The organism is Corynebacterium sp. BD556 (assembly GCF_038452275.1).
In the GTDB taxonomy this organism is placed as follows: domain Bacteria; phylum Actinomycetota; class Actinomycetes; order Mycobacteriales; family Mycobacteriaceae; genus Corynebacterium; species Corynebacterium mayonis.
Map to the genome: position 1 here is coordinate 2163611 of NZ_CP141643.1, position 23318 is coordinate 2186928.

The 23318-nt window shown below is 62.7% G+C and carries 25 protein-coding genes; 20 read left to right on the forward strand and 5 right to left on the reverse strand.

The window, feature by feature from the left end; genetic code table 11:
* The first annotated feature begins 12 nt into the window (after positions 1–12).
* From hemL to VLL26_RS10180, 8 genes are all read left to right on the forward strand, one after another.
* Positions 13–1329: a glutamate-1-semialdehyde 2,1-aminomutase gene (gene hemL / locus VLL26_RS10145; RefSeq protein ID WP_342318953.1), complete on the forward strand. Its 1317-nt coding sequence runs from the start codon at positions 13–15 to the stop codon at positions 1327–1329.
* On the forward strand, positions 1326–1928 hold the full coding sequence (locus tag VLL26_RS10150) for a histidine phosphatase family protein (RefSeq protein WP_342318954.1): 603 nt from the start codon (positions 1326–1328) through the stop codon (positions 1926–1928). Before hemL ends, VLL26_RS10150 begins: the two co-directional genes overlap by 4 nt.
* Positions 1929–2513 carry a TlpA disulfide reductase family protein gene (locus VLL26_RS10155; RefSeq protein WP_342318955.1) on the forward strand — a complete coding sequence of 195 codons (585 nt, stop codon included), beginning with the start codon at positions 1929–1931 and terminating at the stop codon, positions 2511–2513.
* Positions 2514–3296 (forward strand): cytochrome c biogenesis CcdA family protein, encoded by a 783-nt coding sequence (locus VLL26_RS10160; protein WP_342318956.1) that lies wholly within the window; start codon positions 2514–2516, stop codon positions 3294–3296.
* An 85-nt stretch (positions 3297–3381) separates the two neighbouring features.
* The gene (locus tag VLL26_RS10165) at positions 3382–4968 is read left to right on the forward strand and encodes a cytochrome c biogenesis protein ResB (protein WP_342320201.1); all 1587 of its coding nucleotides are present in this window, start codon (positions 3382–3384) and stop codon (positions 4966–4968) included.
* A gap of 42 nt (positions 4969–5010) precedes the next feature.
* Positions 5011–6030: a c-type cytochrome biogenesis protein CcsB gene (gene ccsB, locus VLL26_RS10170; protein ID WP_342318957.1), complete on the forward strand. Its 1020-nt coding sequence runs from the start codon at positions 5011–5013 to the stop codon at positions 6028–6030.
* Between the two features lie 12 nt (positions 6031–6042).
* Positions 6043–7035: a UDP-glucose 4-epimerase GalE gene (gene galE, locus VLL26_RS10175; protein ID WP_342318958.1), complete on the forward strand. Its 993-nt coding sequence runs from the start codon at positions 6043–6045 to the stop codon at positions 7033–7035.
* On the forward strand, positions 7032–7292 hold the full coding sequence (locus VLL26_RS10180; RefSeq protein WP_342318959.1) for a helix-turn-helix domain-containing protein: 261 nt from the start codon (positions 7032–7034) through the stop codon (positions 7290–7292). The genes galE and VLL26_RS10180 overlap by 4 nt, the downstream gene beginning before the upstream one ends.
* On the opposite strand, the gene VLL26_RS10185 is transcribed toward VLL26_RS10180, so the two are convergent.
* Entirely contained in the window at positions 7289–7552 is a 264-nt protein-coding gene (locus tag VLL26_RS10185) for a hypothetical protein (protein WP_342318960.1), read from the reverse strand. The genes VLL26_RS10180 and VLL26_RS10185 overlap by 4 nt on opposite strands.
* Before the next feature lie 45 nt (positions 7553–7597).
* Between VLL26_RS10185 and VLL26_RS10190 the strand changes: the two genes are divergently transcribed.
* On the forward strand, positions 7598–7924 hold the full coding sequence (locus tag VLL26_RS10190; RefSeq protein WP_342318961.1) for a DUF4229 domain-containing protein: 327 nt from the start codon (positions 7598–7600) through the stop codon (positions 7922–7924).
* Here VLL26_RS10190 and VLL26_RS10195 read toward each other — a convergent pair.
* Positions 7921–8847, reverse strand: coding sequence for a 1,4-dihydroxy-2-naphthoate polyprenyltransferase (locus VLL26_RS10195; RefSeq protein ID WP_342318962.1), 927 nt, complete (start codon positions 8845–8847; stop codon positions 7921–7923). The two genes, VLL26_RS10190 and VLL26_RS10195, sit on opposite strands and share 4 nt — an antisense overlap.
* Before the next feature lie 59 nt (positions 8848–8906).
* Between VLL26_RS10195 and VLL26_RS10200 the strand changes: the two genes are divergently transcribed.
* Positions 8907–9752 carry a glycosyltransferase gene (locus tag VLL26_RS10200; protein WP_342318963.1) on the forward strand — a complete coding sequence of 282 codons (846 nt, stop codon included), beginning with the start codon at positions 8907–8909 and terminating at the stop codon, positions 9750–9752.
* Between the two features lie 56 nt (positions 9753–9808).
* On the opposite strand, the gene menE is transcribed toward VLL26_RS10200, so the two are convergent.
* Together menE and VLL26_RS10210 are read right to left on the reverse strand one after the other, a co-directional pair.
* Positions 9809–10939, reverse strand: a complete 1131-nt coding sequence (gene menE, locus VLL26_RS10205) for an o-succinylbenzoate--CoA ligase (RefSeq protein WP_342318964.1) — start codon at positions 10937–10939, stop codon at positions 9809–9811.
* A 172-nt stretch (positions 10940–11111) separates the two neighbouring features.
* On the reverse strand, positions 11112–12038 hold the full coding sequence (locus VLL26_RS10210; protein WP_342318965.1) for a 1,4-dihydroxy-2-naphthoyl-CoA synthase: 927 nt from the start codon (positions 12036–12038) through the stop codon (positions 11112–11114).
* A gap of 98 nt (positions 12039–12136) precedes the next feature.
* On the opposite strand from VLL26_RS10210, the gene VLL26_RS10215 reads away from it, so the two are divergent.
* From VLL26_RS10215 to VLL26_RS10260, 10 genes are all read left to right on the forward strand, one after another.
* Positions 12137–12397 (forward strand): FeoA family protein, encoded by a 261-nt coding sequence (locus tag VLL26_RS10215; RefSeq protein WP_342318966.1) that lies wholly within the window; start codon positions 12137–12139, stop codon positions 12395–12397.
* A 5-nt stretch (positions 12398–12402) separates the two neighbouring features.
* On the forward strand, positions 12403–14340 hold the full coding sequence (gene feoB / locus VLL26_RS10220; protein WP_425292270.1) for a ferrous iron transport protein B: 1938 nt from the start codon (positions 12403–12405) through the stop codon (positions 14338–14340).
* A complete protein-coding gene (locus VLL26_RS10225) occupies positions 14341–14601 on the forward strand; it encodes a MarR family winged helix-turn-helix transcriptional regulator (protein WP_342318967.1) in 261 nt (86 codons plus the stop codon).
* A 9-nt stretch (positions 14602–14610) separates the two neighbouring features.
* Positions 14611–15561: an o-succinylbenzoate synthase gene (locus VLL26_RS10230; RefSeq protein WP_342318968.1), complete on the forward strand. Its 951-nt coding sequence runs from the start codon at positions 14611–14613 to the stop codon at positions 15559–15561.
* Between the two features lie 85 nt (positions 15562–15646).
* On the forward strand, positions 15647–17227 hold the full coding sequence (locus tag VLL26_RS10235; protein ID WP_342318969.1) for an SLC13 family permease: 1581 nt from the start codon (positions 15647–15649) through the stop codon (positions 17225–17227).
* A 43-nt stretch (positions 17228–17270) separates the two neighbouring features.
* The gene (locus tag VLL26_RS10240; RefSeq protein WP_342318970.1) at positions 17271–17858 is read left to right on the forward strand and encodes a hypothetical protein; all 588 of its coding nucleotides are present in this window, start codon (positions 17271–17273) and stop codon (positions 17856–17858) included.
* Between the two features lie 14 nt (positions 17859–17872).
* Entirely contained in the window at positions 17873–19495 is a 1623-nt protein-coding gene (gene menD, locus VLL26_RS10245; RefSeq protein WP_342318971.1) for a 2-succinyl-5-enolpyruvyl-6-hydroxy-3-cyclohexene-1-carboxylic-acid synthase, read from the forward strand.
* A gap of 9 nt (positions 19496–19504) precedes the next feature.
* Complete coding sequence (locus VLL26_RS10250) at positions 19505–19933, forward strand: DUF3592 domain-containing protein (protein WP_342318972.1); 429 nt, start codon at positions 19505–19507, stop codon at positions 19931–19933.
* Positions 19934–20001: 68 nt separating this feature from the next.
* On the forward strand, positions 20002–21228 hold the full coding sequence (locus VLL26_RS10255) for a glycosyltransferase family 4 protein (RefSeq protein ID WP_342318973.1): 1227 nt from the start codon (positions 20002–20004) through the stop codon (positions 21226–21228).
* Between the two features lie 23 nt (positions 21229–21251).
* Positions 21252–21938, forward strand: a complete 687-nt coding sequence (locus VLL26_RS10260; RefSeq protein ID WP_342318974.1) for a demethylmenaquinone methyltransferase — start codon at positions 21252–21254, stop codon at positions 21936–21938.
* 2 nt (positions 21939–21940) lie between these two features.
* Here the strand turns inward: VLL26_RS10260 and VLL26_RS10265 are convergent, their stop codons facing one another.
* Positions 21941–23167, reverse strand: a complete 1227-nt coding sequence (locus VLL26_RS10265) for a geranylgeranyl reductase family protein (protein ID WP_342318975.1) — start codon at positions 23165–23167, stop codon at positions 21941–21943.
* Positions 23168–23318 lie beyond the last annotated feature (151 nt).

A 23318-nucleotide genomic window follows, 5' to 3' on the forward strand; every position in this document is an offset into this window, starting at 1 on the left:
AGATGGCTAAATATGACTGAGCACAAACCCACCTCATCTACCACTGCCCGCTCCGCCGCGCTTTTTGCCCGTGCCCAGCGGGTCACGCCGGGTGGAGTGAATTCGCCGGTTCGGGCGTTCGGCTCGGTAGGTGGCCAGACCCGTTTCATTGAACGGGCCAAGGGCAGCACGCTTTACGACGTCGACGGTAACTCCTACGTTGACCTGATGAATTCGTGGGGGCCGATGCTGCATGGCAATGCTCACCCGGTGATTCAGGAGGCTGTCGAGAAGGCTCTGGCGAAGGGTTTGTCCTTTGGTGCGCCGACTGAGGCGGAAGTGGAGCTGGCGGAAATGATCGTGGACCGCACCTCGGTTGAGCAGGTGCGCATGGTCAACTCCGGTACGGAGGCGACGATGAGCGCGGTGCGTTTGGCGCGGGGGTTTACGGGGCGCTCGAAGATCATCAAGTTCGACGGCTGTTACCACGGGCACGTGGATGCTTTGCTTGCGGCGGCCGGTTCAGGTCTGGCCACGTTCTCCCTTCCTGATTCCCCAGGTGTCACTGGCGCGCAGGCGGCGGAGACAATAGTGGTGCCATATAACGATGTGGAGGCCGTCGAGAAGGCTTTTGCCGAAAACGAAGGCGAGATCGCCTGCGTCATTGCGGAGGCGGCGGCAGGCAACATGGGTACTGTCGCTCCGCGCGAGGGTTTCAATCTCAAGCTTCGAGACATCGCGCACGCCCATGGTGCGCTGCTCATCCTCGACGAGGTCATGACCGGTTTCCGCACGTCGTATTCGGGGTGGTTCGGTGTGGATCACGTCGCCGCTGACTTAACCACCTTCGGCAAGGTCGTCTCCGGTGGTTTACCGGCGGCCGCTTTCGGCGGCAAGCGCGAAATTATGGAAAGGCTGGCGCCGAACGGGCCTGTCTATCAGGCGGGCACCCTGTCGGGCAACCCGGTGGCGATGGCGGCTGGCAAAGCCTCGTTGAGTCTGGCCACTGAGGAGATTTACCCGCAGCTCCACGCCAACGCCGAGCGTTTGGCTGGGCTTGTTAGCGAGGCGCTGAGCTCTCAGGGGGTGGCGCACCACATCCAGCGCGCATCGACGATGATGTCGATACGTTTCGCTGCGGGCGAGGGACACAACTTTGACGAGATGAAGGCGGCGGAGACTTTCCGCTATGCGCCGTTTTTCCACGCCCTGTTGGACAACGGTGTGTTCGCACCGCCGAGCGCTTTCGAGACGTGGTTTGTCTCCACTGCGCTAAGCGATGATGACTTCGCCCGTATCGAGGCGGCGCTTGAGCCCGCCGCCCGCGCTGCTGCGGAGGCGAACGAGTGACCCGCACCATCGTTCACCTGGTGCGCCACGGGGAGGTTTTCAATCCGAAACGGATCCTCTACGGCCGTATGCCGGGTTATCACCTTTCGTCGCGGGGAGAGTCCATGGCGGCGGCTACCTCCCGCTTCTTTGAAAGACGAGATGTTGCGCTGCTTGTCGCCAGCCCTCTGGAGCGTGCGCAGGAGACGGCTCGGCCGATCGCTGAAGTCACCGGCGCTGTGGTGGAGACTTGGCCTGAGATCCTTGAGGCGGACAACAAATTTGAGGGGCTGCGCACGAAGGGCTGGCGGTCCCAGCTGCTTAACCCTGTGCGTTGGCGGCACATGACTAACCCTTGTGAACCTAGTTGGGGCGAGTCCTATGAGGACATTCTCCAGCGCATGCTTCGTTCTGTGCACCGTGCCCGCGCGCTCGCGGACGGCCGCGAAGCCGTTTTGGTTAGCCACCAGCTTCCGATCGTCACCGTTCAGCGCTTCGTGCAGGGCAAATCACTTGCTCACGTCAGCCGGGAATGTGACCTGGCTAGTGTGACCTCACTTGTCATGCAGGGCGACATTGTTGTTGACTGGTCATATAACCGACCAGCGAAGGACATCTAGATGCGCAGAATATTAGCCTCCGCGGCACTCGCGCTGATCTTTGCCGCAACGCTCAGCGCCTGCTCGGGCGGTGACGACCCGGAGACGTTCGCCTTCCACTCGCCAGGAGGGCAAGTGGAGATCTTCTATGACGAAAAGCAGCGCAAACCCATCGAGGGAATCAGCGGCGAATCGCTCATGGAGCCGGGAGCGGACATTGCCCTGTCCGATTTCACAGGTGAGGTTGTTGTTCTCAACGCTTGGGGTCAGTGGTGTGCCCCTTGCCGCGCCGAGGTCGACGACCTTGAGGAGGTCCACAAGGCACTGCAGGAGCAGGGCAGCGGCACGGTCCTGGGTATTAATGTGCGCGACTACAATCCGCAGATCGCCCGCGATTTTGTGGCGGACAACGGGGTAACCTACCCGTCGATTTATGATCCGCCGTTTAAATCAGCCGGACACCTCGGTGGGGTACCCAGCTCGGTGATTCCCACCACGATCATCTTGGACACGCAGCACCGCCCGGCGGCGGTGTTTCTCCGGGAGATCACCGCGCAGGATATTTTGGCGGTAACTGACAAACTCAACGAGGAGGCGACCGCCTAAATGGGGGAGGTTTTCTCGGAGCTTGTCATCAGCGGCCCGCTCCTGCTCGGCATGCTCGCTGCTGCCTTGGCGGGCCTCGTCTCCTTCGCTTCGCCCTGCGTGGTGCCGCTGGTGCCTGGCTACATGTCCTATTTGACTGGCATTGTCGGCGGCCACATGGAGCTCGACGAGCGTGGCGTGCGCGTGGGCCGAAAACGGCAGTGGGCGGTTGTCGGTGTGGCAACCCTGTTCATCTTGGGTTTTACCGCCGTGTTCCTGCTGGCTACCGTCTCGGTTTTCGGGGCAATCAGCTTGATTGCTGTAAATGCCGACACCCTCATGCGCGCCGGTGGGGTGGTGACCATCGTGATGGGCATCGTGTTTATGGGGATGGTTCCGGCCCTGCAAAAAGACACCCGCATGCAACCTAAGCGGTGGGCGACTTGGTTGGGTGCGCCGCTGCTTGGCGGGGTGTTCGCGCTGGGTTGGACGCCGTGTCTCGGCCCGACCTTGGCGGCGATCATCTCCGTCTCCGTCGGCTCTGCTGGTTTTACGGCCGCTCGCGGCGTCGCCATGGTGATTGCTTACTGTTTGGGGCTCGGCCTGCCCTTTCTCCTGCTTGCCTTCGGTTCTGCGAAGGCTGTGTCGGGCATTGAGTTTTTGCGGCGCCACTCGCGCCTCATTCAAATTATCGGCGGTGTGCTGATGATTATTGTGGGTCTGTTGCTTGTCACCGGTGTCTGGAACTACTTCATTGGCTGGACCCGCCAGCTCACCGTCGGTTTCGGTGCGACGATCATTTAGCTTGCTGGAACCACCAACCCCGAAGGGAGCAGATGTGCACACCGCGACGACGTGGCTGAAACGGATATGGCATTGGTTGACCAGTATGCGCACCGCTTTGGTGCTGCTGTTTCTTCTGGCGCTCGCCTCCATTCCGGGCGCGCTGTTGCCGCAGCGCTCCGTCAGCCCCACCCTGGTCGGGGACTACGTGAAGGCCAATCCGACTCTGGGGCCGATCTACGACAGGTTGCAGCTTTTCGACGTCTTTAGCTCCACCTGGTTTGTAGCTATCGTCGTGCTGTTGATGATCTCCCTCGTCGGCTGTATCATTCCCCGTTCGATTGATCATTGGCGCGCCTACCGGTCTGCGCCCACCCGCGCCCCGAAGTATCTTCAGCGGATGCCGCTGCACGCGGAGGCTGTGGTGCAAGAGGTAGAAGGCGACGTCGAAAAGCGGGTGCGTGCTGAGCTGAAACGCTGGCACATTGCCGCTTACGCTCCCAGTGAGGACCGCGCCGGAGTGCGCTCTTTTGCTGCCGAGCGCGGCTACACACGCGAACTGATGAACCTGCTGTTTCATATCGGCCTGGTCGGCATCATCGTCACTTTCATGCTCGGGCGCCTGGTTTACTACGAAGGCCAAGTCATCGTTGTGACTAACTCTGAATCCGAGTACGCCGTGCCCGTCGAGCAATCCCGCGAGTTTTGCAACACCTCCCCGGCCAATTTTGATGTTTTTCGCGCCGGGCCGCTTTTCGACGGCACCGGCCTGACGCCTTTCTGCTTCGAGGCGCACAACTTCACCGCCGACTACCTCAACAATGGCCAGGCCAACGATTTTCGCTCCGACATCTCCTATACCGGAGATTTGTCGCAGGATCGTGCCGCCTGGAAAGACGCCACCTTGCGAGTCAATCATCCGTTGCGGATTCACGGGGACCGCATTTACCTGCAGGGCCACGGTTTCGCTCCGCAGATCACCGTGACCTGGCCCAACGGGGAGTCGCGCACCCAGCTTTTGCAGTTTCGGCCCACTGATGTGCAAAACTTCCTGTCGGCGGGTGTGATGCGCTTCGACCCGCCGTCGGGAATGTATCCCGACTTATACGAGCGGCGCCAGAACCAACTAGCCATCGAGGGATTGTTCGCCCCGACAGCACGCTGGGGTGGGCCAAACCAGGACACTTTGCAGTCAAGTTTCCCCACCATGAGTGACCCCGCCATGGCCGTCGATGTCTACCAGGGCGACGCCGGGCTAGACACCGGGCGTCCCCAAAACATCTTCACCCTCGACCAGTCGCTCATCGCCGACGGGCGGCTGCAAAAGATTGACCGCCTCAACCTCACCCCCGGCCAGGAGGTGAAGCTGGATAACGGAGTCACCGTGCGCTTCGACGGCGCGGCCGAGTACGCCAACTATCAGATTTCCCGCGACCCGACGCAGTTGTGGAACCTCTCTATGACCACCCTGATGCTTCTCGCGCTGATCGGTTCTTTGACCATCAAGCGCCGCCGCATCTGGGTGCGCTTGCACCCAGCGGAAGGCGGCACGCGCGTGGAGCTGGCTGGCTTGGCGCGCACGGACCGGGCCGGCTGGGGCCCTGAGTTCGAAGAAATCGCCGGCCGGATTCTCGGGTGGGTGGATGAGGAGGACATTGTGAAGTCCGACAACGCAGATGAAGAACTTGGCTAAAGGCCTTGGTTATCCAACGAAAGTTGGGGTAGGTTAACGATTATGCTTGTGAACACCTCCATGGCGGATCTGTCGGATCTTTTGTTCCGCACCGCGTTCGTTATCTACATCGTCGGCCTGTTGATGTCTTGCATGTACTACGGTCGCATGTTTAGCGTGATCGACATGCGCCGCCACAAAGAGGCGGCAACCAAGGCCATTGCTTCCCAAAAAGTTGCCGTCGGGGCCGGCGGCGGCAGTGAGGTGGTGGGCGAGGATCCACCCGCGGTTTTCGACCAGGAGGAGTACGACCACAATGTGCGCATCGCGCGCAAATGGGCGGGTATGACACAAGCCCTGGTTTGGCTTGGTGTGCTGCTTCACATCGCGGCTGTGGTCACTCGCGGCTTCGGCGCGAAACGTTTCCCTCTGGGCAACCTCTACGAGTACGTCCTGATGATGACAATGGTGATCATGCTGGTTGTCGCTGTTGTTATTCAGAACAAGCGCTGGTACTCGATATACCCGTGGTTGCTTGCCCCGATGATCGTGGCGATGTACCTGAACTCCACCGTTTTCTACCTGCAGGCCGCACCCGTCATGCCGGCGTTGCAGTCCTACTGGCTGCCGGTTCACGTGTCCGCTGCCTCAGTGGGGGCGTCGATAGGCATTATCTCCGGTATTTTCTGCCTGCTTTATCTGCTGCGTATGTGGCAGCCCCGCGGCCAAGAGCGTGGCTTTTTCGGAATGTTGGCCAAACCGCTGCCGACCGCTAAGACGCTGGACCAACTGGCCTACAAAACTGCAATTGTCACGCTGCCGTTGTTCGGCATCGGCATCTTGTTGGGTGCGATCTGGGCGGAGGCCGCTTGGGGTCGGCCCTGGGGCTGGGACGCCAAGGAGACTGTTTCTTTGATCACCTGGATCCTGTACGCGGCGTACCTCCATGCGCGTGCGACCGCCGGGTGGAAGAACTCGAAGGCAGCCTGGATCAATGTGTTTGCTTTAGCAGTCACAATCTTTAATATGACGTATGTTAACAACGTCATCGCTGGCCTCCACTCCTACGCCGGCCTGAACTAAGGAGTTACTTGCATGAAGGTGCTCATTACCGGCGGCGCGGGTTTCATCGGCTCGACCGTCGCCTCTTACTGCTCCGACGCCGGCCTGACGCCGGTGATCCTTGATGATTACTCCACGGGCCTGCGCGCGTTCGCAGAGCGCTTCGACCATTACGAAGGCGACGTCGGTGATGTTGCCCTCCTGAACCGCATTGCGGACGAGCACCCCGACATCGAGGCTGTGATTCATTGCGCGGCGAAAATTGTGGTGCCGGAGTCTGTTGCCCAGCCCCTGATGTACTACGACACGAACGTAGGCAAGACGATCACACTTGTCGACGTGCTTTCCGGGCGTGGGGTGAAGAAGTTTTTGCTCAGCTCCACGGCCTCGATGTACGAGCCGGACGAGGACTTCACGGTGGGCGAGGACAGTGTGGTCAATCCGAGCAGCCCGTATTCGGCGTCGAAATGGATGCTTGAACGGGTGCTTTCCGACGCAGCCGCGACCGGCCGTATCCGCGCCATCGCCCTGCGTTACTTCAACCCGATCGGCGCCGATCCGCAGCTGCGCACAGGGCTGCAAAACCCGGCCCCCACCCACGCGCTGGGCAAAATGATCATCGCGCACGACAACGACGAAGCCTTCCCCGTCACCGGCGTGGATTGGCCTACCCGCGACGGCTCCGGCTTGCGTGACTACATCCACGTGTGGGATTTAGCCCGCGCGCACGTGGCCGCTTTGCAGGCGGATCTCGCCGACTACGAGGTGATCAACCTGGGCACGGGCAACGGCACCACTGTGTTCGAGTTGGCGCAGGCCCTCAGCGAGGTCACCGGCACCCAGCTTAAGGTTCAAAACGCTCCGCGGCGCGACGGTGACGTCGTCGGTTGCGCGGCGCGCATCGACAAAGCGCGCCGCGTGCTCGGCTGGGAGCCGGAGTTCACCCTCGCCGAAGGGGTGCGCCACTCACTTGATTGGGCGGAGAAATTGCCAGCCGTCCTAGAGCGCGAGGAAAAACTGAAGTGAGCCCCGCTGAGCGGGCATCGAAGCCGCGCCGCAAAACCGGCAAGCCGGCCAGCGAGGACCCAGCGTTGATCGCGCTGGGTGAAAAAATCGCCCAAACACGCCGCGATGCCGGGCGCCTCCAACAGGAGGTAGCCTCGGCCGCCGGGGTGTCGCGCTCGACACTGCATACCATCGAACATGGCGGGGCGGGTGTGCGCTGGGAAAAGGTTGTGGCCGTGGCGCAGGCTTTAGGTCTGCGGCCGACCTTCGAACCCTAGTTGTCTTCTTTCCGGCCTCTTTCTTGCCGCCGGCGTTTTTCTTCCTCTGCTCGGCGTTGCGCTTCTTCCCGGGCGCGGCGCTCTTTGAAGCGCTGCTTCTCGATGTTCCACAGAAACTCCTCGTCATCATCCGGGCCCTTGATGGCTGGTTTGTCCGACTGCTTGGGGGTAGCGTGGCGAGCTTTGCTGCCCGGGCCGAAGGCGCGCCACATCAGGTAGGCGGCGAGGATGAACAGAGCCAGCAGAAGAATTCTTCCCATGCCCTCCAACATACTGCGCGGTGCCATTAAGTAGGGTGAGCAGATGTGACTGAGCAGTATTCTTCCCACACGTCCGCCCCCGAAGTCGACCCGGAGGCGCGTTCGCGGGCGAACAAAGCCGCGGCAATCTACGGGCTATACCGTCTAGTTTTGTTCATTGCGTTGACGGTGGTCATTCAGGTGCTTGCATTTCTCATCGGCGCCCCTGTGCCCCTGATCATGTCTGCGCTGCTCGCCCTCATCGTGGCTTTTCCGCTGTCAATGATCCTGTTTACCCGGCGGCGCTTGGAAGCAAATGCGGCGATCGCGCACTGGAAGAAGCAAAGAGATGCCCGCAAAGAGTGGATCAGCCGGGAGCTTTCCGAGCGCTAAACAGCGGTGTAAGGCACCGGCGTGTTCAGGTCCCACCAACCCCACCCCAAACCGACCGCGGTGATCAACGACCAGGCCAGCATCGCCTTGCCGTTGGCGCCCAGCACCGGGATCAGCTCCGCGCCTTGGGCACCACGACGAACCTTCATGATTGAGGCCAACGCCAGCGGCAGCGGAGCCAGGGCAAATAGGGTGGGCAGGTAACTAAAAGACAGCAGCAGGGACACAGCGAACGGCGCCATGGTCAAGATGGTAAAGACACGGCGGGAGCGTTCGTCGCCAAGTCTGACTGCGAGCGTGTGCTTGCCGCTGGCCTGGTCGGTGGAGATATCGCGGATGTTGTTGACCAGGTTCACCGAAGCCGATATCGCACCCACCGCGACGGCACACAACAGGCCCGTGACCGTGACGAAACCCGCCTGGGTGTACTCAGTGCCCAACACCGCAACCAAGCCAAAAAAAATGAACACCGCCACCTCACCCAAGCCGGAGTAGCCGTAAGGCTTCGTGCCTCCGGTGTAGAACCATGCCGCCGCGATGCACAGTGCCCCGACGAGCACGAGCCACACCGCGCCCGCCTCCACCGACAGGATCAAACCGAACACACCTGCCACCGCGAAGGAGACAAAGGCGGCGAGCTTGACCTGTTCCGGGCGCGCCAGCTTCGAACCGGTCAAACGAGTCGGCCCCGTGCGGTCATCATCGGTTCCCCGGATGCCGTCGGAGTAGTCGTTGGCGTAGTTCACACCGACGATGAGCGCCCACGCCACGATCAAGGCGAGAAATGCCCGGCCCAGATGGGCGCCACCCAGCGCGGCGGCTGCCCCAGTCCCCACGATGACCGGTGCGAAGGCGTTCGGCCAGGTGTGCGGGCGGGCGGCCTCGAACCAATCTTTGGGGGTGGCTGTGTATTCCTGGGTCATGGCTCCATCATGCCCGCTAAGTCGCTTGTGGGCGAGTTTCATCGCTAAAGTAAGCGGGCATGTGGTTCGACTATGCTGCGCGTCAGGCGCTGAATTCGGTGGGTGCTTTCGTCCGTGCTCCCCGGCTTCGCATTGCGGCGCGGCGCTCGGCGCACGACTTCCCGTTGCGCGGCGGCACGGTGGTGTCATTGACCACCCACGGCAAAAGGCTCAAATCCGCAGTGGTGTCCATTTCCTCGCTGCTGGTGGGCACCCGCCGGGCCCCAGTCCACCTGTGGCTCGATCCCGAGGATTACGACGGGCCCTGGCCGCGCGGTCTGCATACGTTGATTGAACGGGGTTTGCAGGTGCACCGCTCCGACGGAAAATACGGCCCGCACACGAAGTACTACGGCACGTTCCAGCGCTACGCGGGCACGGGCACGCGCGTGGTCACCATCGACGATGACATGATTTATCCGCGTTGGTTTTTGGAAAAGCTGCTTAACTCCTCCGACGCGGATCCGGGGTGCGTGGTGGCTTACCGGGCGCACGAGATCACGCTAAACGACGGCCACATGGCCCCTTACCGTCAGTGGCGTCCAGTACTGGACAACGAACCTTCGCACCGCCACTTCGCCACGGGGGTGTCGGGGGTCGCCTACCCGCCGTCAATGGTTGACTACGTGGCCGCCCAGGGCACAAAGTTTTTGGATCACGCCCCCCACGCTGATGACGTGTGGTTAAACATGTGCGCCCTGCGCTCGGGCCACCCTGTGCGCCAAGTGTTTCCGCACCCGCGAGAGTTCTCTTTGGTCCCGGGGTCTCAGTCGGTGGCGCTGGTTCGCGGCAATCTGCGCGGCGGCAACGACGAACAGATCGCGTTGACGTACACCGATGACGACGAGCGACTGTTGCGTGCCTGAAGGTGGCGCGGGCATCGTCGGCGCTGGGCCCAACGGGCCGGCCGGGGTGTGGGTGGTTAGCGAAATAATTCGCGCACAGCGGCGCGGTCGACCTTCCCCGGCCCCAGAAGCGGCAACGCCGCCACAGGCATAATCTCCTTCGGAACTTGCCACCGCGGCAGATCATCCAGCACGGACAAAATGTCAGCCCTGCTTGCCGAGCCCGTATATGCCGCGCAGATACGCTGCCCAAAACGCTCATCATCCACACCAACCACGCTCGCGGCTGTCACACCCTCTATGCCCAGCAGGATGTTTTCCAAAACCTCCGGGTGCAGCTTCATCCCGCCCGAGACGATCACGTTGTCGATACGGCCATGGACGGTCAGCGTGGCGTCGGCAAGCGAGCCCGCGTCTGAGGTGGCAAACCAGCCAGGTTCAGGAAAAGCCTCCCCGCTCGGTGCATTGCGGTAACCACGGGCAACCATTGGACCACCCAAGTAAATCCGGCCATTTTTCACCCGAACCGACGCCCCCGCAATCGGCCTGCCAGCGTAGACACACCCACCGGAAGTTTCCGACGACCCATACGTAGTCACCACGTTGATACGCAGTTTGGACGCCGACTTTAAAAGCTGCGGATTCGTCGCCGCTCCCCCCACCAGCACCGCACTAAAAGTCCGCAGGGCCTCGATACCGTCCAACGTCGACATCGCCTTGCTTAACTGCAAAGGAGTCAACGCTGTATAGGTGCGATCGCCCGTTGCCGCCAACGTGTAGGACTTGGCAGCAAACTGCGCCACACTAAATCCGCGACTCAAGTCAACGAACTCCGGCTCCACACCCGCAACCATGCTGCGCACCAGCACCTGAATCCCCGCGATAAACGCCGCCGGCATGGACAAAAGCCACTGCCCCTCGCCACCTAAAACCTGGTGAGTCGCATCCGCACTCGAAATCAGATTCCTCGCACTTAGCAAAGCTCCCTTCGGCACTCCCGTCGACCCTGAGGTAGCCACCACCAAAGCAATATCTTCATCAATCGGCTCGCCCACCAGCTGGGTATTGCGAAGCAGGCTCAACCTCGTCGGATCATTGGTGGGCACCGGAAGCAGCGCACGCCGCCCCGTCAACGCCTGTTCAAGAGCAGGCATAATGGCCAAAGGATCAGCAGGGTCAACAGGCAAAATCTCCAACAATTTGGACACAAGCCCTCAGCGTAGTCGGTGCGCAATCACCCGCCGGTAGAGGTCCGCGCAACTTCGCCACCTGCGCGGCAAGGTGAGAGCTGGTGGCGAAGTGGGGTGGGTTGGCGCAGCGAAATGTGGCTCTAAAGGGCCCCGGTGAGCCCACGACCCCCGACCACGAAGTTTCGGCTTTTCAGTAGTAGTAGGGGAAAGGCTCCCAGTTGGGTTCGCGTTTTTGGAGAAATGAGTCGCGGCCTTCGACGGCTTCGTCGGTCATGTAGGCCAAGCGGGTGGCCTCACCGGCGAAGACCTGTTGGCCCATTAGCCCGTCATCGGTGAGGTTGAAGGCGAATTTGAGCATCCTTTGGGCGGTGGGGGATTTGGTGTTGATTTCGCGGGCAGCGGCGATGGCTTCTTCCTCCACAGAGCCGTGGTCGGCGACGATGTTGACCGCCCCCATGCGCTGCATCTCCTCGGCGGTGTAGGTGCGGCCGAGGAAGAAGATTTCGCGGGCGAATTTCTGCCCGACCATTTTCGCCAGATAGGCGGAGCCGTAGCCGGCGTCGAAGGAGCCAACATCAGCGTCGGTCTGTTTGAAGCGGGCTTCCTGGCGTGAGGCGATGGTGAGGTCGCACACCACGTGGAGGGAGTGCCCGCCGCCGGCGGCCCAGCCGTTGACCACTGCGATGACCACCTTCGGCATGGTGCGGATGAGGCGTTGCACTTCGAGGATGTGGAGGCGTCCCCCTTCGGCTTTGACGCGGGCTTCGTCGACGTCGCCGGCGTCGGTGGCGTACTGGTAGCCGGAGCGGCCGCGGATGCGCTGGTCGCCGCCGGAGCAAAAAGCCCAGCCGCCGTCTTTGGGGCTTGGTCCGTTGCCGGTGAGCAGCACTGTTCCGATTGTGGGGTCGCGGCGGGCGTCGTCAAGCGCGCGGTAGAGCTCGTCGACCGTGTGGGGGCGGAAAGCGTTGCGCACTTCGGGCCTGTTGAAGGCGATGCGGGCGATGCCGTTGGTGCGGCCGCCGCCGTTGTGGCGGTGGTAGGTGATGTCGGTGAAGTCGAAGCCTGCGACTTCGTCCCATTGGGTGGGGTCGAAGGGTTGCTGGGTGCTGTAGGTCATGCGGTTCATCCTACGTGTCGCCAATTTCACAACAGAAGTGTAAAGAAAATCCAAGTTAGGTATTGCTTACCTCAGACACTTAGGCTTATTCTTCATCTATGAGTTTGATCAGCGCCTTCCGCGCCGCGAAAAAAACAGCGCCTTCGCTTTTTGACGTCCCCGTCGGCACGCAAGCCGTCATCGGTGCGCACAGCGCGTCCGTTGCGGCGTCGCGCCGGTTACGGGAGTTGGGTCTGCGCCCCGGTACTAGCGTGACGGTCGTGCAAAAAACGTCGGGCGGTGGGCGCGTTGTCCGGGTGGGCAACACCCGCTACGCACTGGGTAGCTCCGCCCTGCGCTCCATCTCCATCGCCGCTTAACCCTCATGAGTGTGAGCGATTTCGCGGCCGCCCCGTCATGCCGCTGCGAGGATGCGGGCGTCGTTGCGGCCCCGCCAAGTGCCCCGATCCTCGCTTTAATCGGGGCGCCGAACGCGGGGAAATCCACCCTGTTCAACGCCCTGACGGGCGCCCGGGTGAAGATGGGCAACTGGCCCGGTACCTCCGTGGAAGTGGCGCGTGGTCTGTGGCGCGCCGGGTTAGATTACGCGGTCATTGACTTTCCGGGCGCCTACTCCCTTGACCCGGTGAGCCCGGACGAGGGGTTGACGCGCGAGTTGTTGCTGGAGCGCCCCGTCGAGGAGCGCCCCGATCTGGTGCTGGTGGCGGTGGACACAGCCAACATTGCCCGCGGGCTCTACCTTGCGGCGCAGGTTGCGGAGCTCCCGTACCGCGTTATCGTGGTGCTGACGAAGTCGGATGTTGCCGCCGCGCAGGGCCTGGAGGTCGACGCGGCGGTGCTCTCCCACGAGCTGGGCCTGCCGGTGGTGCCGGTTGATCCGCGCAAACGTGAGCTGGAGGGGCTGCAGGAGGCTGTCGCAAAGCAGCTCGCGTTGCCGGTGTCCACGCTCCGCCCGTCCGCCGGCGGGGACGAGCTTGAGCTTGCCGACGCCCGCTTTGCCTGGGTCGACGACGCCGTCGCCGCCGCCACGGTGCGAAACGAGCCGCGCCCCACGCTCACCGAGACGGTTGACCGCGTGGTGCTTCATCCCCTCGCAGGCCTCCTGGTTTTCCTCTTCGCCATGTGGTGTGTTTTTCAGATCACTACCACCGTCGCCGCGCCCCTGCAAGACGGATTGGACGCCCTCTTTGCCGGGCCCGTCTCGGATGCTGCCCGCGCACTTTTGCCCGACGTCAGTTGGTTGCAGGGACTGGTCGTCGACGGACTCATCGCCGGGGTGGGCATGGTGCTCACCTTCGTGCCCCTGATGGGCTTGATGTTTTTGTGTCTTGCGGTGCTGGAAGACTCCGGCTACATGGCCCGCGCCGCTGTGGTTGCTGACCGTTTGATGCGCGCGATTGGCCTGCCGGGCAAGGCGTTTATCCCGCTCATCGTGGGTTTCGGCTGCAACGTGCCGGCTATCTCCGCTACCCGCGTGCTGGCAGAGGAGCGCCAGCGCCGCATGACCGCGCTGCTCGTGCCCTTCACGTCCTGCTCGGCGCGCCTGACCGTTTACGTGATGCTGGCGGCCACGTTCTTCCCAGGCCAGGCGGGCACAGTCGTGTTCGCCATGTACGTCATTTCCATCGTGCTGGTTGTTCTTGCTGGGCTGGCCATGCATAAGTTGCTGTGGCGCACGATGGGTTCAGACCCGCTGGTCATCGATCTGCCCAGTTACCAGTGGCCGGTGCCGCGGATCACCTTGATGGTGATGTGGCAGCGTCTGCGCGGATTCCTCGAAACCGCCGGCAAGATCATCGTCGCCACTGTTGTGGTGGTGTGGGCGCTGCAATCCACCCCGGCACACTCGGGTGAGAGCTTCGGGGATATCGCCCCCGAGGACTCCGTCTACAGCGCGGTCTCCGGCGCGCTGGCGCCGGTGTTCGAGCCTGCCGGTTTCGGCTCGTGGTCGCTTACCGGCCCGCTCATTACCGGGTTCGTGGCCAAGGAGGCCGTGATCTCCAGTTGGGCGCAGACCTACTCGCTTGAGGACCCTTCGGACTCAGCGCCCGAGGAGCAGGGCCGTTCCGCCTTGGCGGAGCGCATCCGCGCCGATTTTGATGCGGCATCTGGCGGCCACGCCGTTGCGGCGGTGTGGGCGTACATGATCTTTTTGCTTGCCTACACCCCGTGCGTGGCCACTCTCGGGGCGCAGCGCCGCGAGATCGGCCTGAAATGGACCATGTTCGGCTTGGTGGTGCAGATGGGCGCCGCCTGGGCGCTTTCGGTGGCCACTTTCCAGATTCTCAAGGTGGTGCTGTAGATGGGCCCCATGTCCGCCGTGATGATGCAGATCCGCGCTGGTGCCACCGGGCGCGCCGATATCGCCCAGCGCACCGGCTTAACCCGCTCCACCGTTGACGCCGTCATTGAGCGCCTTGAGGCGATGGGGCAACTGCGCCGTGAGGGCTTGAACTCCTCCTGTGCCGCCGGCGGTTGCGGCAGTTGTTCTTCCAACGGGGCGTGTTCGATCCAGCAAGGCCCGGTGGCACTGGTGCTCGGTCGGCGCGAGAACCAGAACTAACCTGGGGGCATGTTGCCCACCCTTGACAGCATCCTTGAGCGCGCCCACGTGGTTGCCCTGCCCATGGCCGTGACCTTCCGTGGGGTTGACACCCGCGAGGCCCTGCTTATCGACGGTCCCGCTGGCTGGGGGGAGTTTTCGCCGTTTGTGGAGTACGGCCCTTCGGAGTCGGCTCATTGGCTTGCTGCCGGGATTGAGGCCGCGTTTGTGGGCCTGCCCGAGGCGCACGGTTGGGTGGAGGTCAACGGGACGGTGCCCGCGGTGCCCGCCTCGCGGGTGCCCGAGGTGCTCGAACGCTACCCGGGGGTGGGCACTTTCAAAATCAAGGTGGCGGAGAAGGGCCAGTCGCTTGACGACGACTTAGCCCGCGTCGCCGCGGTGCGCCGCGCGCGCCCGGACGCTACGTTGCGTGTTGACGCCAACCGGGGTTGGTCTGTCGGCGAAGCGGTGCAAGCCGCCGCCGCGCTGGGGGAGCTGGAGTACATTGAGCAGCCCTGCGCCACGGTGGCGGAGCTGGCCGAGGTGCGCAGGCGTATCGCCACGCCGATTGCGGCGGATGAGTCGATTCGGCGTGCCGCCGACCCGTACCGCGTGGTGGAGGCGTCCGCGGCGGATGTGGGTGTGGTCAAACCTGCCCCGTTGGGAGGGGTGCGCCGGCTTCTTGCGCTCGGTGCGGAGCTTGGTTTGGACCTGACAGTTGCCAGCGCCTTGGATACCGCCGTGGGTATTGACGCGGGCTTAGTGGCGGCGAAGCTGGCTGGCTCGCGGGCGGCGGGGCTGGCGACACAGCGACTTTTCATTGAGGATGTGGCCGCGCCGCGCGAGATTGTTGATGGCCGTCTCGAGGTCACTCGTACCACCCCCGATCCCGCGCGTTTGGCGGATCTGGCGGCGCCAGCGCACCGGCGGGACTGGTGGTTCGAACGTGTGGCACAAAGCCTTCCCCACATTAGGGGGTGAAGTGGCAGCAATGGTGATAACGCTTTTGACCGGTTGTGTTTAGGTAAGGGGGAAGCCAGCTTATATACCTGGGAAGGAAGCTCAAATGTCTACCCCCGTGACCCACGATTCTTCGAGGTTGTCTGAAGGCGACCTCGCCACCCCACCCGACCCACGCGAATGGCGCCGCCAGGTAGTCGGCCTGGTCACTGGCGTGCTGCTCGCAGCGTTCGTCTATATGATTTTTCCCTCCGGCGCGGCTGAAACGGTGGCCAATTCGCCGGGCGCGGACCCGGAGGTGACCTACGACGCCGGTGCTATGCGTGTGGTTGCGGCCGCGACCGTCTTGATGGCGGCGTGGTGGATGACCGAAGCGATCCCGCTAGCGGCCACGGCCTTGATCCCGATTGCAGTCTTCCCGGTCATGGGTGTGGCGAAGTTCAGTGCAGTTTCCAGCCCTTATGCGTCTTCCACGATCTTTTTGTTCATGGGCGGCTTCCTCATGGCTTTGGGCCTGCAGCGTTGGAATTTGCACCGCCGCTTGGCGCTGATCGTCGTCTCGCTTGTGGGCACCAGCCCGAAGCGCATCATTTTGGGTTTCATGATCGCCACTGGGTTCATGTCCATGTGGGTGTCTAATACTGCGACGGCTGTGGTCATGCTGCCGATCGGCGTGTCCGTGTTGAAGCTTACGGCCGATTCTGTCGGTGGCATGCAGCACCAAAAGAAATTCGCCTCCGCGCTGATGCTCGCCATCGCTTATTCCGCCTCCATCGGCTCGTTGGGCACTCTGATTGGTACTCCGCCGAACGCCTTGTTGGCCGGGTACATGAAAGAGGCGCACGATTACACCATCGGCTTCGGCCAATGGATGCTTGTGGGAATGCCACTGGCGATCGTTTTCACTTTCATTGCCTGGTTCGTGCTCATCACCGTGTTCAAACCCGAGGTGGATGAAATCCCTGGCGGGCGGGAACTGATTCGTGACGAGATCCGTCAACTTGGTCCCTGGACTTTCCCCCAGGTAACTGTCGGCCTGATCTTCCTGATCGCCGCCGTGTCGTGGATTGTCATCCCGTTGGCGAGGACTCAATTCGGTTGGGATTTCCCCTACGAGGACGCGATCGTGGGCATCATTGCGGGCCTGCTCATGTTCATCGTCCCCGCGACGAAGGAAGGTACTCGGATCCTGGATTGGAAGACAGCCAACGAGCTGCCCTGGGACGTGCTGCTGTTGTTCGGCGGTGGTTTGTCGTTGTCGGCGATGTTTACCCAGACCGGCTTGTCGCTGTGGATCGGTGAGGCAGCGAAGGGCTTGGCGGTGTTGCCGATGATCCTGTTGCTGCTTGCTGTCGCAGCGCTTGTGCTCGGCCTGACCGAGTTGACTTCCAATACGGCTACTGCCGCGACCTTCCTGCCGATCATGGGTGGTGTTGCTGTGGGCATCGGGCTTACCGACGCCAACCCGGCCAACGTCTTGCTCCTGTGTATCCCGGTCGCTCTAGCCGCGACCTGTGCTTTCATGTTGCCGGTGGCGACCCCGCCGAACGCTATCGCCTACTCCTCCGGTTATGTCACGATGGGAGAAATGATCAAAGGTGGCGTGTGGCTAAACGCTATCGCCCTAGTTCTGATCACCCTGGTGACGTACTTCGTCGCTGTGGGTGTGTTTGGGTTGGTTCTCTAGCTTAAGGGGCAATGAAAGGCGCTTTACGCGCTACTCTGTCCCTATGAACCGCAAAGACGACGAAACTCGCCTGTTCCGGTGGGGGCCGTGGGCATCGCACCAGCCCCCGCAGCCGGAGCGTCCACAACAGTACTTTCCGGATCCTGCCCAGCAGCAAACTGCGCAAACCAGTTACTATCAGGCACCTGCCTTTGAAGCTGCCTATTCGGAACCGACCTACACTGCGCCGACGTACACGGCGTCTACCTTCGCAGATGGGGTCTACGCAGACGGGGCCTTTGCGCGGCGCAGGTTTGGTTCCCCTTCCGCGGGTGGTGCCCTCGGGGCGGTTGCAGTGCTTGCCACCCTTGCTGCGGTGGTGTTTATGTTCCTCTGGCGTGGGGCTGCCGAAAAGGAGGACCAGCCACCGGAGACAGTGACTGTGACACAAACGCACACGGCCACCGCCACGCTGACCACCACGCAGCGTCCCAGCATCTTCCCTGAGGGTGAGGGAGCAAATGAGCCCGTCCTTCCCACTGAGTTGCCGACGGCAATCCCCTCCGATTTGCCTGCGGATATTCAAGGCGAGCTCGACCGTTATATCGAGAGTTTGCTCAACGAAGTTGACCGCGCTACCCAGGGAAGGTAGGGATGCTACGCCCCATGAGCAGCATGGACGTCGCCACGCACGTCGTTGAGATGCTGGCGAACCACCTCACCGATGTGGTCTTGTGCCCCGGTTCGCGCAACTCGCCTTTGGCCTATGCTCTGCTTGCGCGCCGGGATCTGACAGTGCATGTACGAATTGATGAGCGCTCCGCCGCCTTTACGGCACTGGGGATGGCGCGGCTCCAGCGTCGCCACGTGGGCGTGGTGATGACTTCAGGAACTGCGGTGGCCAACACCTTCCCGGCAGTGATTGAGGCGTCCATGTCCCACGTGCCGCTCGTCATCGTCAGCGCAGACCGCCCGGAACGCCTGCTCGGCACCGGAGCGAGCCAAACCATTTGGCAACGAGGGATTTTTGGTCGCTACGCCAACACCCAGCACGTGGCTTCGGTAGATGACGTGACAGAGCTCGATTTCAGCGCCGACCAAATACACATCAATGTTGCCTTCGACACCCCTCTTGTGCCAGAGGCCTTGCCGGAGGCCGCGGGAAACCCGCGCCGGGTCGGGGTGGGGCCGGGGCGTTTGGGCACGGTTGCGCCCAGGATCGACCACGGGGTGGTGGATATCGACCTAGACCGCGACACGTTGGTCATCGCCGGTGACGAGGCCTGGGAGGTGCCCGGGCTCGAACACGTGCCCACCATTGCAGAGCCGACTGCGCCGACGCCTTTTCATCAGGTCCATCCCCTGGCGGCGCGGTTTTTCGCGCAGCCCGAGGTGTCGATTAGCCATGACGGCGGTGACTTCGCCGCGTCGACGAAGCCGCAGCAGGTCGTGGTGGTGGGCCATCCGACTTTGCACCGTGACGTGTTGGCCTTGCTTGCCGATCCCGACATTGAGGTCATTGGGCTTAGCCGCACCGAGACTTTCACGGGCCGGCCCACGCGCCGCGGCAGCCGCGTCAACGTGACGGGTCAGCCGAGCAGTACCTGGCTGAAAATTTGCGAGGCTGCTGGTGATGTCGGTGCGCAGACTGTGCGCGAAGCGTTGGCTGATCAACAGTACGGTTTCACCGGTTTGCATGCTGCGGCTGCGGTGGCCGACACTCTCGCGGTGGGAGACACGTTGGTGCTGGGCTCATCGAACCCGGTGCGCGACGCCAGCTTCGTCGGCCTGCCCTTCGACGGTGTGTCCACCTATAGTGCGCGTGGTGCCGCCGGAATTGACGGCACGGTTTCTCAGGCGGTTGGTGTGGCGTTGGCGGTGCAGGCGCTGCACCCGGATGACATCCGTGCGCCGCGCACCGTGGCTTTGATAGGCGACGTAACCTTCCTGCATGACGTGAACGGCCTCATCATCGGCCCCGATGAGCCACGCCCGGGCAACTTGACTATCGTGGTGGCCAACGACGACGGCGGCGGAATCTTTGAGGCGCTCGAAGTTGGTGCGGAGGGGGTCCGGCGCGACTTTGAACGGGCGTTTGGGACGCCGCATGGGGTGGGTGTTGACAAGCTGGCGGAAGCTTATGGTGCGGCCTATCGCCGCGCCGATAGCCTTGCAGATCTCATCGCGGCACTTGTCGAGGACACCGAAACGCCTGAGCCCCTCACCATCATCGAGGCCCGCACCACTCGCGGCACCCGCCGCGACCTGGCGGCCCGGTTGCGGAAATAACCCAAAGCCATGTTCTGGAAACGTCGCATCCTGCAGCTCATCATGCTGCTTTATGCCTGCGCCATGCTCGGCGCGGTTTCGATGGTGGTCGGCCCCGCACTTAACGACGCGCGCATCATGTCTGATCCGGGCCGTGGCTTGGCGACGGTCACCGACGTCAGCCGCACCCGCACCTCAGTGGAATACCAGGATGAGGAAGGGCTGTACCACTCGCCACGCTACGGGCTGCTCTACCCGACGGGCCTGGGGGAGGGGCAGCGCGTCTGGGTAACTTATGCACAAACCGATCGTGACCTCGTGAAAGTGGAGGGCCGCGGCTGGACGCTGGCTATTGTTCCCGCGCTGTCCGTGGCGGCGACAGCCACGCTCATTGCCGCGGTAGCGTGGCTGGCGGTGAGCCGCGAGACGCTGACTCGCCGACGCGCTAGGCTACCTTAAGGAGGAGTTCACGCGGATTTTGTCTTCTGTGCACGGGTTTTTTAAATAGGTGTGAAAGGTTGCAAAGCATGCGGGTCGCAATCGTCGCTGAATCTTTCCTTCCCAACGTCAACGGCGTGACCAACTCGGTCCTGCGGGTTCTTGAACACCTGCACGCCACCGGTCACGAGGCCATCGTCGTTGCGCCTGGGGCGCGAGATTTCCAGGAGGAAATCCCGGCCTACCTCGGCTTCGAGATCGTGCGGGTGCCCACCGTCATGGTCCCACTCGTGGACTCCTTGCCCATCGGAGTTCCCACCACCGCCGTCATCAACGCGCTGAGCGATTTCAAACCGGATGTTGTGCACCTAGCCAGCCCCTTCGTCCTCGGCGGCGCGGGGGCTTTCGCAGCCATGCAGATGGGCATCCCGGCTGTCGCGCTCTACCAAACCGACGTGGCCGGTTTTGCCACCCAGTACCAACTTTCGCTGCTGTCGAGCATCGCGTGGGAATGGACTCGCAATATCCACAACCGCTGCGAGCTGACCCTCGCACCGTCGAGCGAAGCGATCCGCGAACTGGAAAAGCACCACATCAAAAACGTCCACCACTGGGGCCGCGGGGTGGACAGCGAACTTTTCCACCCCGAGAAGCGCTCCGAAACGCTGCGCCGCCAGTGGGACCCCACAGGCTCGAAAAAGATCGTCGGCTTCGTCGGACGCCTCGCCGCGGAAAAGGGAATCCACCGCCTCTCGGCGCTGGTGGCGGACCCGAAAATTCAGCTAGTCATCGTCGGCGACGGCCCGGAGCGCGTCGAGCTCGAAAAAGCGCTCCCCAACGCCGTTTTTGCCGGTGCGCTCAGCGGGATTCAACTGGCCCGCGCCTACGCCAGCCTGGACCTATTTGTCCACACCGGCGAGTTCGAAACTTTCTGCCAAACCATCCAAGAAGCACAAGCCAGCGGCGTGCCCACCATCGGGCCACGCGCCGGCGGGCCGATTGACCTGATCGAGGACAACTACAACGGTCTGCTGCTGGACGTCAACACCTTCACCAAGGACTTGCCCGATGCGGTCGCAGCCCTGCTCGATGAAGCACGCCACAATGAGCTGCGCCTCAACGCACGGGCCTCGGTGGCTGACAAAACCTGGTTCGCCCTGTGCGAGCAGCTCCTCGGCTACTACGATGAGGCGATCAGCGGCTACAACCGTGGCTGCATCCACGTCTTTGGCCGCCAGTTCGGTGTGCCCGCCTGGGCGATGAGGACCGCCGACAAAGCCCGCAAGGTCCTGCCGACCTCACGGCGCAGCGCGTAGCGCGAACTGTAAGCTACACCCTTATGGCCAAGGCAGACCTAGAGAAAAACCCTTTCGACGTCGCGGGAATGTTCGACGCTGTGGGGAGCAAGTACGACACCACCAACACCATCCTGTCCTTCGGCTTAGACAAGCACTGGCGCCGACGCACCCGCGCGCGCCTCGCCTTGAAACCGGGGGAGAGGGTACTTGACCTCGCCGCCGGCACGGCCGTATCCACAGTCGAGCTCGGCAAATCGGGTGCGTGGGTCGTTGCCTGCGATTTCTCCCAGGGCATGCTCGCTGCCGGCAAGGACCGCGCCGTGCCGAAGGTTGTCGGCGACGCGATGCACCTGCCCTTCGCCGACGAAACTTTCGACGCGGTGACGATTTCCTACGGGCTGCGCAACGTCCACGATTTCGAGGCCGGGCTGCGCGAGATGGCGCGCGTGACCAAGCCGGGCGGGCGTCTTGCAGTCAACGAGTTTTCCACCCCGGTCGTTCCCGTGTTCAGCACCGTCTACAAGGAATACCTGCCGCGCGTGGTGCCCGCCGTGGCCAGAGTGTTTTCCTCCAACCCGGAGGCCTACGAATACCTTGCGGATTCCATCCGCGCCTGGCCCGGCCAGGAGGAGCTCGCCCAAGCCATTAACCGCAGCGGCTGGACGGACGCCGGCTGGCAGAACCTGACCGCCGGGATCGTCGCGCTACACAGCGCCGTCAAGGCTTAAAATCAGGCCGCGTCCCACAACGCGCCGCGTTTCGGTGTTAGCTCGCCCGCGGTGCGCCACACCCACGAAATGACATCGCGGTCAGCGTCGGTGGTGAGGTTGCCCATCAGGCGCGCCGCCGCCGGCATGATTCGCTTGCCCACCGGCCCCCGTAACGCCACCGGCCCCGCCAACGGCAGAAACTGTGGGTACGTAAGGACCCGAGCCGCAGTGCGGGCCAGCAAAAACGCCTGCCCGTACGCGGTGCGCAACGCGTCCGGCCACGCAAGAGTCAAATCCTTGCCCTCCCCGATCAAAGCCGCCGCCATCACCGCAGTTTCCATGCCGTAGTCGATGCCTTCCCCGTTGAGCGGGTTGACGCACGCCGCGGCGTCGCCGATCAACGCCCAATTCGGCCCTGCAACATTGGATACCGCCCCGCCCATCGGCAACATCGCACTGGTCACCGACTGCGGGGCACCCAGCTCCCACCCGGGACGCTGCTGCTCGGCGTAAAAATGCAGCAGCTTTTTGGTGTTGATCTTCGCTGGCCGCTTCGATGTGGACAAAGCGCCGCAGCCAAGGTTGACCTGTCCTGATTCCTGACCGAGTGGGAAGATCCAGCCGTAGCCGGGTTGGGTGGTGCCGGTGTCGTCGACAAGCTCAACGTGTGAGTGCATCCACGGCTCTCCGGCGTGCCGGCTCGTGCAGTAGGAGCGCGCGGCGATGCCATACACCTCGTCGCGGTGCCAGATGCGCCCTAGCATCTTGCCCACCGGGGAGCGCACCCCGTCGGCCACGATGACCCACCTGGGGGCGATCCGCTCGCGCGGAGTGTCAATCGCAGTGATGCCCTCGGCAGATACCTCCACCGCCGTTGCCGGACAGTCCTGCCACACGGTTGCGCCAGCGCGCTCAGCCTCAGAAACCAAGGCGGCATCGAAATCTTTGCGGGCCACGGCGGAGCCTTCGCTGCCGTAGAAACCTCCCGGCCAGGGGGCAGTGACATCACCACCGAAGCCGTGCAGCTTCAGCCCGTTGTTGCGGTAAGCAGGAAGAACATGCTCAAGGCGCACATCGCGCAACGTCTTGACGGCGCGCGGGGTCAAGCCATCGCCGCAGGTTTTGTCGCGCTGGGGCGGCTGGGCGTCGATAAGCAACGTGCGCAAGCCCGCCTTCTGCGTGGACACAGCCGCAACCGACCCCGAAGGGCCAGCTCCCACAACAACCACATCCCAACTGCTGTTCATGGACTCACATTGTCGCACAGCCCTGATAGACTTCGGTGACCCGCTCATGCAAGGCGACGTATCGGTGGGCTACGGTTAAGTGCGACATTCAACTGCCCGACAACAAGGACAAAAACCGCCGGGCGAGGTAATCGACCTGCAAGGACGTCAT